The organism is Virgibacillus byunsanensis (genome assembly GCF_042675965.1).
GTDB classification, from domain to species: domain Bacteria; phylum Bacillota; class Bacilli; order Bacillales; family Amphibacillaceae; genus Virgibacillus_R; species Virgibacillus_R byunsanensis.
In genome coordinates, this window is record NZ_JBHTKJ010000007.1 from 328278 (window position 1) to 342410 (window position 14133).

Sequence of the window (14133 nt, forward strand, 5' to 3'; positions counted from 1 at the left end):
AGAACCTTGGTTGTTTATGTTCTATAAGCTTGACTATAAATATTAAATAGTTTAGAATCTTCCTAAAGTTAAGAGAAAAGAGGGGTGCGAGATTTGAAGAGACCAAAATTATTATTGGTGACTAAAGATAAACGTACATATAAAATTTTTTCTCAACAGCTGACTGAGTATTTTAAGGAGGACGACGTAGACATAGTTTCTGCTGACAATGAAGGTTATCAAGACTGTGACCTCATTTTACTTTCATCCAAAAAGTTAGTGGACAAACAAGATTTTCCTCCTGAAAAGACAATTGTTTCAAGAAGAGGTCTAGACATTTCAAAATTGGAAGAATTAATTAAACTTCCAAGTAATTTAGAATGTTTAGTTGTAAATAATTTACCTGAATCCGCAAATGAGATCATAGAATTACTAAGTAGTTTAGGATTTCAATTGACTATGCACCCCTATTTTCCAGGTCTAAATCAAAAATTTGATAAAATAGACACCGCAATTGTCCCTACTGTTAAAGAGCTTGTTCCTCATTATATAAAAAATGTAATTGATATTGGTATTCGCCCACTAGATTTTTCTTCTATAGTAGAAGTTTCAATAAGGCTTGGATTGGATAGTGAGAAAGTAAATTTCCAGTCTGCTCGCTATGTGAAAGAGATTATTTCATTAAGCCGTCGTCTTTCTTCCTCTTTAGATGTGGTTAAGAAGCTAAACTATGAATTGGAAGCTATTTTTGACACAGTACATGATGGTTTAATAGCAACGGATCATAATAATAATATTATTAAGACAAATAAATCTTCTAAAAACATCCTAGGACTCTCTAAATCTGAGGATTTAATAGGTATGAATGCGCTTACCGTACTCCCAAAACTGTTTAGTAATGATATAAATATAGACGAAAGAAAAGAAACAGAGGTAGTAACAGTTAGTGATAAAAAATTGGTAGTTAACAAAAGCGAAATTGAAATTAATGATAAGAAAGTTGGGGAACTTACAGCGTTTCAAGATGTTACCAGGATCCAATATCTCGAGAAGAGTATAAGGAAAGAAATGCAGAAAATAGGTTTTTCTTCAAGATATTCGAGCGATGACATTCTTGGTAGCAGTAAAAAAATAAAAGATACTATGCATATTGTTAAAAAAATTGCTAAGACGGATCATACTGTAATGATTTTGGGAGAGAATGGAACTGGAAAAGAATTATTTGCTCATACTATACATGATTTATCTAACCGCTGTGAAGGTCCATTGATTCCTGTGAATTTTGCAGGGTTACCACCATCTCTAGCCGAAAGCGAACTGTTTGGTTATGAAGAAGGTTCATTTACTGGAGCGAATAGAGGGGGGAAACAAGGGCTCTTTGAAATTGCTAATAATGGGACAATATTTCTAGATGAAATTGGCGATGCACCGATGAATATTCAGACTCTACTACTTAGAATATTACAAGAGAAACAGGTAATGCGTGTAGGTGGACGAAGTTTAATTCCTGTGAATGTAAGGGTTATTGCAGCAACAAATAAAGATCTTAAAGAACTAGTTAATGAGGGCAAATTTCGTGAAGATCTTTATTATAGACTATTTATGCTACCACTTAGAATTCCCCCTTTAAGAGAACGAAAAGAAGATATTCCAGATCTTTTAAACTATTTTATTAAGGATTACTCTACTACAATCCCTAATTTGTCGCATTCGGTAATGAAAGAGTTAATTAATTATAATTGGCCAGGAAATGTTAGAGAACTTATTGGTGTGGTTCAATATATGACTGCGGTTATGGAAGGAAATAAAATTACTACTGACGAATTGCCAGAACAGTTTAGAGATAGATTAATAAATCAAGATAAACAGGAAGATGACATATTGACGATCCTTCAAAAAGAAGGAGATTTAAATGAATTTTATGCTATCTTATTAAGTTTAAGTCAAGCAAAGAAACAAATGAAAAGTATTGGAAGGGGGAGAGTAGTAGAGAGTGTAACCAGACAAGGGTACCAACTTACTGAACAAAAGGTTCGAAAAAGAATGTCCGTTTTAAGAGATTATGGTTTAATCTACTCAGGATTAAAGGGGAAAGGAAGTAGGATTTCTGAATCTGGAGAATCGCTATTAAAAGTAATCAAACCATATCTAGAAGTTGAGGTATAAATAGCTTTCTTCATTAGAATATCTATTCCTAAATCAACCTAAATCAACCTAAATCAACCTAATCTTTTTCTCAGGTTATTTAAATTAGTATCTTTAGAAGATGGATTTATTGGCATGAAAATTGCATTTAAATAAAGTGAAATAAAAAAGGAGGCAGATTTAAATGACGACAGCATTAAAGTCAGAAGAAAAAGCATTATTGGATGAAATTAATACAGATGTACCAAATGCAGTATTAAACAAATTTCTTACTCTAGTTAGAGAATCAGGTAGTGAAGATGAGAAAACAGCTGCTAACTTTCTGGCAAGCTATCTAGAAGAATGGGGTGTCAATTATGAGATACACCAACCAGAGCTTTATTTAAGTGTTCCGAAAAGGGCAGAATTAAAGGTTACAAGTCCAATAACTAGGGAATTCAGGGTGAAAACTCCATCTTTCTCAGTTATAACAGGAGATAAATCAGTTTCGGGAGAAATTGTTTATATTTCTACAGGTTATGCTAAAGGTATAAATGATATTTTTGGAACGGACTTTGATGAAGATGTAGGGGATCTTAAAGGTAAAATTGTATTAACAGAAGGTTATCCGATGCCTGGAAAAGTCCAAGAATTTGCTGATTTAGGTGTGAAAGCGATTGTGTTTATAAGTCCAGGAGATAATATACACGAAGGTATTTGTACACCTATTTGGGGAGCACCTGATTTAGATAATAAAGATAATGAGCCTGATATCTCAGTTCTTGCAATTAACAAACCCGATGGCACGCAATTAAAAGACTTAATTGCTAAGGACACGGTGATGATTGAATACCAGACACACCTTGATAAAGGGTGGAAGTCCTGTCCCATAATAGACGTCTTTATTGAAGGAACAGAAGATCCTGAAAAATATGTTTTACTTCACGGACATCTCGATTCATGGTATGAAGGTATTGGAGACAATGCAACAGGGAATGCTTCATTACTAGAAATGATACGTATTTTTCAAAAAAATCGTACCAAATTAAAAAGAAGCATTCGAGTTGCTGTATGGACTGGACACTCCACTGGACGTTACGGAGGTTCAACGTGGTTTGTTGATAATTTTGGGTTAGACCTTGAGCGTAACTGTATTGCTCAGGTTAACTGTGATTCACCAGGTTGTCGCTGGGCAACCTCTTATGAATATATGATGTGGACTAGTGAAGCAGATAATTTTTGTAAAGAAGTAATTAAAGATGCTGTAGGTCAGAAAAGTAAAGGAACAAGACCGATGCGAGCAGGTGATTATTCATTCAATAATATAGGTATAACATCGTTTTTTATGCTCTCATCAAGTATCCCTGAACAAGTATTAAAGGAAAAGGGATATTATGCTGTAGGTGGTTGTGGAGCAAATATTGAGTGGCATACTGAAGAAGACCTAATGCATGTAGCGGATTTAGATATTTTAGTAAAAGATATTAGAATATATATGACAGGTGTTTTAAGATCGGCTAATGCAACCGTTCATCCATTTAATTTTATTAATACTGCAAGAGAATTTCAGCAAACTATTCAATCTTATCAAACTCAAGCTGATTCACATTTTGATTTTAGTCTTTCCCTAGAAGAAGCAAAAGATCTAGAAAATGATTTGGTTTTATTTTATAAAGAATTGGATCAATTAAAGGATTTACCATTAACAGACCCTAAAGTTAGGGAAGCGAATATTAAACAAGAAAAATTAGCTAGATTACTAATCCCTATCAATTTTACAAGAACAGGAAAATTTCGACATGATCCAGCTTTAAATGTGCCACCATTACCTGACTTGGCTCCCGCAACGAACTTTGAAAATATAGAAGAAAATTCGCATGAATACAAGGTTCTTAAAACCCACTTAACTCGTGGTCAAAATCGGGTTGTATGGGCAATACAGGAAGCAAGGGAACTTATAAGACGTTAAAGTAATGTTAGGGCTGACTGAATGCATCGAAATGATGAGTTTAGTCAGTCCTAATTAATGATTGAAGATTAAATTTAGTAAAATAAAATGTTGTCTTCATTCAAAAAGTTTTTGTCGATTAAAGTAAAGTTCCTAGAAAGTACATAAGGTAAAAGAAGGAGCTTATATTTTCTAAAAAAAAGATTTACGTTTTGAGGAGGGTAAAATATTTAATTCTTTCCGGTACTTTGAAACCGTTCGCCTTGAAATAGCAATCCTTATAGTTTTGTTTAAATAATCAGCGATTTTTTGATCGGAAAATGGCTTTATCGTATCTTCCTCATCGATTAGTTGTTTTAAAAGTATTTTGACTTTAGTAGAAGATTCACTATTTCCATCGCCACCTTTAAGCTTTGAGGTGAACAATCTGCGCATTTCAAAAGATCCATTTGGTGTTCGAATGACTTTGTTACTTGTAGCACGGCTTACAGTTGATTCGTGCATATTAACCTCTTCAGCTACCTCTTTTAAAGTTAATGGTTTTAGAGCTGCAAAGCCATTTTTCAAAAAATCCTGTTGTTTATCAACAATTAACTTGGTGATTTTATAAATTGTAGACTTACGTTTTTGTATACTATTAACTAACCATGTGTATTTTTTATAGTAATCTTTAATATATTTTGTGGTTTCATTAGTATGATTCAACAAATTTATATACTGTTGATTTAAGTTAAATGTTGGTATATAGGTGTCATTCATGGAGATATTATATTTTCCATTAATTTTTTCTACGGTAATATCTGGAGTTAAATACTATATGGGGGTATCAGAAATATAAGCACATGGTTTAGGGTTGAGTGTTTGAATACAGTCACAAACTTTTTGTAATTTCTTTTCTGATATATCTAGTTCAAAAGAAATCTTCCGCCATCTTTTCTCAGCAAGGAGATCAAGAAAGTTCTTAATTACTTCAAAAATTAGAGTTTTGCCGGGATAGTATACTTTTGCTTGTAATAGTAAACATTCTTTCAAATCTCTGGCACCTACTCCGATAGGATCTAATTGTTGTAATAATTGAATAGTGTGATTAACTTCCTGTTCTGTTATTGCTAGTTGCTCCGCAATTTCTACATTTGACATCAGCAAATATCCATTATCATCTAAATTAAGTATCAAGTAACGTAAGTTGGAACGAACTATTTCGTTAATATTTAGCCATTGCAATTGTTCTAATAAGTCTTCCCATAACCCACCACTATAACTAGTGATAAAATCTAACGGACTTACACTTTTGCTTTCATCATATAATTTATTCGGAAGACTATTAGTAAAACCTTGTAAGTCATCAATTGGTACTTCTAAAAAGTGATCTTCCATTTCGATGAGAGGATTTTCAATAGCTTGTTGTTGTATAAACTGGGATAACTCAATTGTTGAATATTGTAGTAAAGCTATAGATTGTCTAAGTTCAGTTGTCATAGTAAGATTCATCTTTTGTGTTTGGAATAATCCTAGTTCCATTGTTTTTCCTTCAGCCATGTGAAGTAATTGTTTTAATTTTAATTTAATCTTTTGAATATTTAATTAATACTATATCATATAACTCATACTATTTCATGATTTATTTGTAACTAACGGATATAAAGGTATGGAGTTAATTATATACAATTTAGAAGAAGAAAGTCGATTTGAACCAGATTGACAGTCCAATTTTTTTAATCTATTCTAAATTTAGATAATTCAAATCAAATCAAATTAGATATGGGATGGTGTATTATTATGAAGCAATGGAATATTGCCGTAATACCAGGTGATGGAATCGGAAAAGAAGTAGTTCCAGAAGCGTTACGAGTTTTAGATACAGCAGCTAGCATTCAAGGGAATGTTACGTTTAACTACACGGAATTCCCATGGGGATCTGATTATTATGTAGAACATGGTATGATGATGCCGGAAGATGGAATGGACCAACTTAAGCAATTCGATGCGATATTTCTTGGAGCTGTTGGCGATCCTAATCTAGTTCCTGATCATATTTCGCTTTGGGGTTTACTATTAAAAATTAGAAGAGATTTTCAGCAATCTATTAATATTAGACCAGCTAAATATTTTGAAGGGCTAAAAACACCATTAGCTGATCCGAACAATTTTGATTTAATTGTAGTTCGAGAAAATAGTGAAGGAGAATACAGTGAAGTAGGCGGTCGGATACATAAAGGGGAAGACCAGATTGCAATTCAAAATGCGATATTCACTCGAAAAGGTACTGAAAATGTTATGCGCTATGCTTTTGAATTGTCAAAAACGCGTACAGGTCATTTAACTAGTGCAACGAAATCAAATGGCATTTTTCATACCATGCCATTTTGGGATGAGGTGTTTTCTGACATTAAGCAGGAATATGGTACGGTTGAAACAAAAAAGTGGCATATTGATGCGTTGGCTGCGTTATTAGTAACACGACCTTCAGATTTTGATGTTATTGTTGCGAGTAATTTATTTGGAGATATTTTAACAGATATAGGTGGAGCGATTATGGGAAGTATTGGTATTGCGCCATCAGCAAATATAAACGTTTCTGGAGAGTTTCCTTCTATGTTTGAGCCAGTGCACGGGTCGGCACCAGATATAGTAGGACAAAACATTGCAAATCCGGTCGGTCAAATTTGGACAGCAAAACTAATGTTGGAACATTTTGGTGAAATAGAGTTAGGGGAACAGGTTCTTGCTGCTATTGAAGAGGCAACGAAAAATGGATATAAAACACCTGATATTGGTGGAGCACATTCCACAACGGAAGTAACGGATGAAATATGTAAACAGTTAGTAAATCAAAAACAACTAAACCTGTAGCAGTAAGTAGTCTAAAATCCAGCAATTAAAGGTGTGAATCACATTATGGTAACAGAACGACTTGTACAAAATATAGTAAATACCTCATATGAAGAGCTTCCGCAACGTGTTTTACAACATGCAAAAAAGAGTTTATTGAATTGGATCGGCGTAACAATTGGAGCAATTAATCACGAAACGGTCGATATTTTGATGGACATAACGGATGAGCTATCAAAGGAGAGACAAGTAACTATATTAGGGCGTAATCTAAAGAAAGATGTACTCTCAGCAGCCCTTATTAATGGTACGTCATCCCACATTTTTGATTTTGATGATACACATTTGGAGACTATTCATCATCCTAGTTCACCTGTTGCACCGGTAGTATTCGCACTTGGTGAAAAGTATGATATACCGACAAAAGATTTATTACGGGCTTTTATCTTAGGCTGTGAGGTAGAACTTCGTATTAGTAATGCGGTGTACCCTTCCCATTATCAAGTAGGCTATCATATAACATCAAGTGTTGGTGTATTTGGAGCAGCAGTTGCAGCAGGAATTTTGCTAAAGCTTAACGACGAACAAATGGCAATGGCGCTAGGTCTGGCGGGCACGCAGTCATTTGGGTTGCGTGAAATGTTTGGTACGATGACAAAGCCATTTCATCCAGGTAAAGCGGCACAAAATGGGTTACTCTCAGCATTGCTAGCTGAAAAGGGTTTTACAAGCTCCAAACAAGTACTGGAAGCTAAACGAGGATTTGCAAACGTGTATAGCCCGAGTCATGACTTAGACAAAGTATTAGTTAATTGGGGTGAGGTGTGGGAACTGGAAAAAAACGCATTTAAACCATATGCATGTGGCATCGTTCTCCACCCGGCAATTGATGCGTGTATTTCATTACGTGAATTCGCTGCACCTGAAGAAGTAAAAGAGATTGCACTAAAAGTTCACCCTTATGTATTAGAATTGACTGCAAAACAGACACCCAAAACCGGATTGGAAGGGAAATTTAGCATTTATCATACTGGAGCAATTGCCTTTTTAGAGAAGGATGCTTCAGAGGATCAATACCAAGATGAAAAAGTTCATGACCCTAAGACCATAGCGTTAAGGGAAAAAATCAACCCCCTTGCCGATGAACAAATGGCCAAGGATAGAGTATTGGCAACGTTAGAAAAATACGATGGTGGAACACATAATGTTTACATTGAACACGCAACTGGTAGTCTTGAAAACCCGATGACGCAGCACATGTTAAATGAAAAGTTCACTAAACTATGCAAAAAAACATTAAATGAAGAGCAAATAGAACAGGTTATCGAAAAAATGAATAGATTTGATGAGTTGGATTCAATCCAACGCGTAATAGAATGCCTTTAGGGTAATTGGTATAGCCGAAGCATACAAATAATGCTTCGGTTATTTTTATTTTTCAAGAAAAAGATTATTCAGAATTGTAGACAAAGGATATTGGATACAATATACTGTTAGTGAGACATAATATTCAGTAACCTTTAAATATAGAAAGCGACGGGGGTGGTTAATGTGAATTTACCGGGATCAGTCACGATAAATGATGTGATGTTACGAGATGGATTACAACTGGAGGATAAAATTTTAACGGTTGATGAGAAGTATGATCTGGCTGGTCGTTTGATTGAAGCGGATATTCCATCACTTGAAATTGGTTCTTTTGTTCATCCGAAATTTGTTCCACAAATGGCTAATACGGGTGAATTATTTGAAAGTTTACTAGAAAAATACGGATCAAATAATTTTATAACACTAGTTCCTAATTTAAAGGGTGCGCAAAGGGCAGTTGAGCACGGATTAGCTCAACTTAACTTCGTGTTTTCTGCGAGTAATACTCATAACTTGCAAAATGTGAGACAAACAACAGAAGAATCGCTTGATCAATTTGAAGCGATAAAAGAATTTTGTGATGAACATCGTGTAAAGTTGGATGTGTCGATTGCAACAACATTCGGTTGTCCTTTTGAGGGACAGATTGCCGAGAATCGCATTCAATCTATTGTTAAGAGAGTTACAGAAAGTGAACCTAATATTGTAACATTGGCTGATACAACAGGAATGGCAAACCCTAAACAAGTATACTATCTAATGAATCTTCTCCTTGAACAATACCCTGATATTCGTTTTAATCTTCATTTCCATAATACAAGAGGAATGGGATTATCGAATGTTCTCGCTGGAATGGAGGCAGGAGTAACAAGCTTTGATACTTCCCTTGGAGGTTTAGGTGGATGTCCTTTTGCCCCAGGTGCAACGGGTAATGTTTGTACAGAGGATGTCGTCCACATGTTACATAGCATGGGGATTAAAACAGGTATTAATTTAGATGAATTAATTGATACATCCGCTAGTTTAAGAGATATTCTAGGGCATGAATTATCAAGTAGTGTTCTAAAAGCAGGAAAATATGATAGAAAATATCCAGTTCCAACAAAGTAAATGAGGAGGGAAAGCAATTGTCGAAGTGGGAAACGATTACATTAGATCAAGATGACGTAACAAAAGGGGTCTTTACGTTAACATTAAATCGTCCTGATGCTATGAATGCATTAAATACACAAATGGCGATTGATTTAATTGACTGCCTAGATCAGTTAAAGGAAAACAAGGAATTGCGTGTATTAGTACTAACTGCATCAGGGGAAAAGGGCTTTTGTGTTGGTGCGGATTTAAAAGAACGTAACGGTATGACAAATGACCAATGGAAGCGTCAGCATGATTTTTTTGAGAGCGCATACAAATTGATAAGAGAATTTCCGTATCCAGTTATTGCTGCAGTGAATGGGTACGCGCTTGGCGGTGGAATGGAATTAGCGTTGAGCTGTGACCTGCGAGTTATTTCATCACACGCCAAAATGGGCTTACCTGAGGTGACGATTGGCATTATTCCGGGTGTAGGAGGTACACAGCTATTACCAAGATCGATCCCTGTAGGTGTTGCTAAAGAATTTTTATTTAGAGGAAATCATATGACTGCAATTCGCGCAAAAGAACTTGGCCTTGTAAATGATGTTGCGGAGATCAGCGAGTTATTGGATAAAACACTTGATATAGCTCGAGATATTGGTAAAAATGCTCCATTAGCATTGAAGTCAATAAAACAGTCGGTAAATAACGGGTTACAAACAGATATAAATACAGCACTTAACATTGAATTAGATCAATATTATAAATGTGCTAATTCTGAGGACCGACTAGAAGGAATCAAATCGTTTAATGAAAAACGCCAACCTGTTTGGCAGGGTCAATAAACGAACCATAATTGTAAGGAGGAAGTATAAATGACAAAAACAGTAACAAAAAGTACACCAGAAGAATTAGAAATGATCCGTAGTAGTGTAAGAGCACTTTGTGAAAGGTTTCCGGAATCGTACTGGAGAGAAACAGATGAAAAGAAGGCATATCCGGAAGAATTTATTAAAGCGTTAACAGAAGAAGGTTGGTTGTCTGTTTTAATACCAGAAGAATACGGTGGAGCAGGACTAGGGATGTTGGAAGCAGGTGTGATTTTAGAAGAAATTAATCGCTCGGGTGGTAATGCTGGTGCTGGCCATGCGCAGATGTATACGATGGGAGCGGTTCTAAGACACGGTAATGAAGAACAAAAACAACGTTATTTACCAAAAATCGCAAGTGGTGAGACTCGCTTACAAGCCTTTGGTATAACTGAACCCACTGCTGGAAGTGATACGACAAGTATAACAACCACTGCAGTTCGTAAAGGCGATAAATATATTGTAAATGGGCAGAAAATATGGATTTCTCGTACGGAGCACTCCGATTTGATGCTCCTGTTGGCTCGTACAACACCAAAGGATCAAGTGAAGAAAAAGACAGACGGACTAAGCCTGTTCTTGTTAGATATGAAGGACCAAAAGGATAACCTGACTATTCGTCCAATTGATACGATGATTAATCATGCAACTACTGAAGTGTTTTTTGAAAATACCGAGATCCCGGTTGAGAATTTAATTGGGGAAGAAGGAAAGGGTTTCAAATATGTGTTAAGTGGTATGAATGCTGAGCGAATTCTGATTGCTTCTGAAAGTATTGGGGATGGAAAATATTTTGTTGACAGATCAGTTCAATATGCAAATGAACGTGAGGTTTTCAATCGTGCAATCGGGCAAAACCAGGGTGTTCAATTTCCAATAGCACAGTCCTATATGGATATAGAGGCGTCTAAGTTAATGCGTGATAAAGCAGCTGAAATGTTTGATGAAGGCGAAAATTGCGGGGCTGAAGCGAATATGGCAAAGTATCTTGCATCTGAGGCAACTTGGAAGGCTGCAAATGCTGCTATGACTACATACGGGGGATATGGTTTTGCGACAGAGTATAACATTGAACGTAAATTCCGAGAAGCCCGTTTGTTTATCGTGGCACCTGTTACGAACAATCTCGTTGTAAGTTATATGGCTCAGCATGTTCTTGGGCTACCTCGATCGTTTTAAATAAAACTAAGGAGTGATTTCGTGGAGTTAAGTCAAGATATAGCTAAGTATATCAAGTCTACGAAGTATGAAGATCTTCCGCAAGATGTTGTTTCTTATACAAAATTATGTATCCTTGATTATTTCGGGTCAGCTTTTGCAGGCTCGGCAAAACCTCCTGTGAAAATGATTGATGAATTGGTTCGTGAAATGGGGGGCGAGTCACAGGCAACGTTAATCACTGGGGGCGAGACATCTGTTGCAAATGCTGCATTGGTAAATGGTGCTGCAAGCCATATCGTAGAACTAGACGATATTCATAAAGCATCGATCATCCATGCAGCGACGGTCGTAATCCCAGCAGCACTTGCAATTGCAGAATGGAAAGAGTTATCCGGCAAGGATCTTATTACTGCAGTGGTGGTTGGTTATGAAGTGAGTTATCGTGTTGGTGAAGCTGTTTCACCATCCCACTACTATTATTGGCATAATACCGCAACCTGTGGAACGTTTGGGTCTGCCTCAGCTGTTGCTAAATTACTTGATCTGGGTGAAGAGGAAATCATCCATACACTTGGCAGTGCAGGAACGCAAGCTGCGGGATTATGGGAGTTCATTGAAGATGGTGCTATGACAAAGCAACTCCATCCTGGAAAAGCAGCTATGAATGGGGTCATAAGTGCACTGTTAGCGCAAAAAGGATTTACAGGAGCACGTAAAATATTAGATGGTGACCGTGGGTTTTTCAAAGCAATGAGTGACGAATTTCAGGTGGAAAAAATTACGAAAGGCCTTGGTGAGCAATTTAAAATAATTGAAAACTCATATAAGATTCATGCTTCCTGTCGGCATACACATCATGCAATGGATTTAATGATCGATTATAAAAAGGAAAGCCAAATCAGTTCTGAAGAAATTGATCGTATTACGGTTAAAACCTATCAAGTAGCTATCAACATAACGGATAATGATGATCCCAATACGGAATATGCATCAAAATTCAGCTTGCAATACTGCACAGCCTTAGCCCTAATAAATGGTCAAGGTGGACTTGATCAATTTAATGATCAGGCACTCTGGAATGATGAAATCCGTTCCTTAATGAAGCGTGTCGATGTTCAAGTAGATCCGGAGATTGATAGATTATATCCCGACAAGTGGGGTGCTGTAGTAGAGATTCAGTTAAAATCAGGTGAAACGATAACGAAGCAAACGGATTATCCTAAAGGTGATCCAGAAAACCCTGTAACAGCTGTAGAATTATTAGATAAGTTTATGAAGCTATCCCATAAACTACCAGAAGATGATCGGGAACTATTTGCGGACAAAGTGATGGCATTGGAATCATTAGAGAATGTGAAGGACTTAATGAAAGCTACGAAAACAACACATGTAAGTTAATGATAAGGATTATGGGAAGGATTTTCATAATATGAATGATGCTAGTGTAACAAAACAAAAAGCGATCGATGCGATTACGAATAAACTATCGACGTTACGTGGGGATGAACTGGAACATATTCGTCATGTTCTTGACACTATAGTGGAAGCAAGAAATGATTCCATGCATTATCTTGGCAAGTTTCTAGGAATTAGTGAAGTTGATAATGGATTTATGATGGAGTTAGGAAAGCAAAATGAGAATACTTACGGGGTAGCACAAGGTGGTGCCATCTACACATTAGCAGATGTTGCAATTGGCTTTTCAATTCTTAATCAGCTTCAGGGAGAAGAAAAAGTTTTTACGCAGGAATTAAAAGTGAACTTCATTAAAAAAGGTGAAGGTGAATTTTTGTATGCCAAGCCAAGTGTACTACATTTTGGAAAAAGAACTGTAGTTGCTGATTGTAGTATTAAAGATGTCAATGGTCAGTTGATAGCACAAGCACTTGGTACATTTCATGTTACAAGAGCGAGAAAGGAGGATATAGATGAGGGAGATTACGTATGAAGACATCGTTGAAAAAGTAGCATCTATGTGTCAAGAAGCTAGTTATAGTCTTGGTGAAGATGTTCTTAATGCATTTCATGCTGCTGTGAAAACGGAAGCATCGGACAATGGAAAACATGTGTTAAATCAGCTGATTGAAAATGCTGAGATTGCCGAAACGGAACATGTTCCCATGTGTCAGGACACAGGAACAGCTGTCTTTATTGCAGATATTGGCCAGGAGTGCCATATAACTGGCGGTAGTCTAACAGATGCTATCAATGAGGGTGTTAAGAAAGGGTACGGGGAAGGATATCTTCGTAATTCAATAGTTCGTGATCCATTAGACCGGAAAAACACAGGAGATAACACCCCTGCGATTGTACACATCGATTTTGTTGAAGGAAACCAGCTTAAGCTTCACATGACTGCTAAAGGTGGAGGAGCAGAGAATATGAGTGATCTAAAAATGCTTAAACCATCAGATGGGTTGCAAGGGATTAAGGATTATATTCTTGATATCGTAAAGGTCGCTGGCCCAAATGCATGTCCACCATTAGTTGTCGGTGTTGGTATTGGAGGAAATTTTGAACGGTGTGCATTTCTCGCTAAGAAGTCACTATTTCGTCCGATCGGTGAACGCCATCAAGACGCTGAAATTGCTGCTTTAGAAAACGAATTAGCTGAAGAAATTAATCGTCTTGGAATTGGTCCACAAGGAATGGGTGGAACAACAACCGCGCTTGATGTAAAGGTAGAAGTAGAGGCATGCCATATTGCGGCATTACCAGTTGCAGTTAATTTAAATTGTCATGCCAGTCGCCATAAGGAAGTTACTTTATAATAAA

11 protein-coding genes and 1 pseudogene are annotated in these 14133 nt (G+C 36.4%); 10 read left to right on the forward strand and 2 right to left on the reverse strand.

Features of this window, described 5'->3' with window-relative positions; genetic code table 11:
• The first annotated feature begins 93 nt into the window (after nucleotides 1–93).
• Together ACFQ3N_RS03220 and ACFQ3N_RS03225 are read left to right on the forward strand one after the other, a co-directional pair.
• Entirely contained in the window at nucleotides 94–2145 is a 2052-nt protein-coding gene (locus ACFQ3N_RS03220) for a sigma-54 interaction domain-containing protein (protein ID WP_390359479.1), read from the forward strand.
• A 163-nt stretch (nucleotides 2146–2308) separates the two neighbouring features.
• A complete protein-coding gene (locus ACFQ3N_RS03225; protein ID WP_390359481.1) occupies nucleotides 2309–4072 on the forward strand; it encodes a M28 family peptidase in 1764 nt (587 codons plus the stop codon).
• 171 nt (nucleotides 4073–4243) lie between these two features.
• Here the strand turns inward: ACFQ3N_RS03225 and ACFQ3N_RS03230 are convergent, their stop codons facing one another.
• A complete protein-coding gene (locus ACFQ3N_RS03230; RefSeq protein WP_390359787.1) occupies nucleotides 4244–4759 on the reverse strand; it encodes an RNA polymerase factor sigma-54 in 516 nt (171 codons plus the stop codon).
• 18 nt (nucleotides 4760–4777) lie between these two features.
• Nucleotides 4778–5590, reverse strand: a pseudogene (locus tag ACFQ3N_RS03235) (RNA polymerase factor sigma-54); the annotation flags it as partial.
• Between the two features lie 240 nt (nucleotides 5591–5830).
• On the opposite strand from ACFQ3N_RS03235, the gene ACFQ3N_RS03240 reads away from it, so the two are divergent.
• From ACFQ3N_RS03240 to ACFQ3N_RS03275, 8 genes are all read left to right on the forward strand, one after another.
• A complete protein-coding gene (locus ACFQ3N_RS03240; protein WP_390359483.1) occupies nucleotides 5831–6904 on the forward strand; it encodes a tartrate dehydrogenase in 1074 nt (357 codons plus the stop codon).
• 33 nt (nucleotides 6905–6937) lie between these two features.
• Nucleotides 6938–8269, forward strand: coding sequence for an MmgE/PrpD family protein (locus ACFQ3N_RS03245; RefSeq protein ID WP_390359485.1), 1332 nt, complete (start codon nucleotides 6938–6940; stop codon nucleotides 8267–8269).
• A 165-nt stretch (nucleotides 8270–8434) separates the two neighbouring features.
• Nucleotides 8435–9361 carry a hydroxymethylglutaryl-CoA lyase gene (locus ACFQ3N_RS03250; protein WP_390359487.1) on the forward strand — a complete coding sequence of 309 codons (927 nt, stop codon included), beginning with the start codon at nucleotides 8435–8437 and terminating at the stop codon, nucleotides 9359–9361.
• Nucleotides 9362–9378: 17 nt separating this feature from the next.
• Nucleotides 9379–10173 carry an enoyl-CoA hydratase/isomerase family protein gene (locus tag ACFQ3N_RS03255; protein ID WP_390359489.1) on the forward strand — a complete coding sequence of 265 codons (795 nt, stop codon included), beginning with the start codon at nucleotides 9379–9381 and terminating at the stop codon, nucleotides 10171–10173.
• A 30-nt stretch (nucleotides 10174–10203) separates the two neighbouring features.
• Complete coding sequence (locus tag ACFQ3N_RS03260; RefSeq protein WP_390359491.1) at nucleotides 10204–11376, forward strand: acyl-CoA dehydrogenase family protein; 1173 nt, start codon at nucleotides 10204–10206, stop codon at nucleotides 11374–11376.
• Nucleotides 11377–11397: 21 nt separating this feature from the next.
• A complete protein-coding gene (locus tag ACFQ3N_RS03265) occupies nucleotides 11398–12756 on the forward strand; it encodes an MmgE/PrpD family protein (RefSeq protein ID WP_390359493.1) in 1359 nt (452 codons plus the stop codon).
• A 31-nt stretch (nucleotides 12757–12787) separates the two neighbouring features.
• Nucleotides 12788–13306 (forward strand): PaaI family thioesterase, encoded by a 519-nt coding sequence (locus tag ACFQ3N_RS03270; protein WP_390359495.1) that lies wholly within the window; start codon nucleotides 12788–12790, stop codon nucleotides 13304–13306.
• A complete protein-coding gene (locus ACFQ3N_RS03275) occupies nucleotides 13287–14129 on the forward strand; it encodes a fumarate hydratase (protein ID WP_390359497.1) in 843 nt (280 codons plus the stop codon). The genes ACFQ3N_RS03270 and ACFQ3N_RS03275 overlap by 20 nt, the downstream gene beginning before the upstream one ends.
• Nucleotides 14130–14133: the final 4 nt, after the last annotated feature.

Coding starts and splice junctions, on each gene's coding strand:
- ACFQ3N_RS03225 (WP_390359481.1), top strand. CDS start 2,309: ATGACGACAGCATTAAAGTCAGAAGAAAAAGCATTATTGGATGAAATT.
- ACFQ3N_RS03240 (WP_390359483.1), top strand. CDS start 5,831: ATGAAGCAATGGAATATTGCCGTAATACCAGGTGATGGAATCGGAAAA.
- ACFQ3N_RS03260 (WP_390359491.1), top strand. CDS start 10,204: ATGACAAAAACAGTAACAAAAAGTACACCAGAAGAATTAGAAATGATC.
- ACFQ3N_RS03270 (WP_390359495.1), top strand. CDS start 12,788: ATGAATGATGCTAGTGTAACAAAACAAAAAGCGATCGATGCGATTACG.
- ACFQ3N_RS03275 (WP_390359497.1), top strand. CDS start 13,287: ATGAGGGAGATTACGTATGAAGACATCGTTGAAAAAGTAGCATCTATG.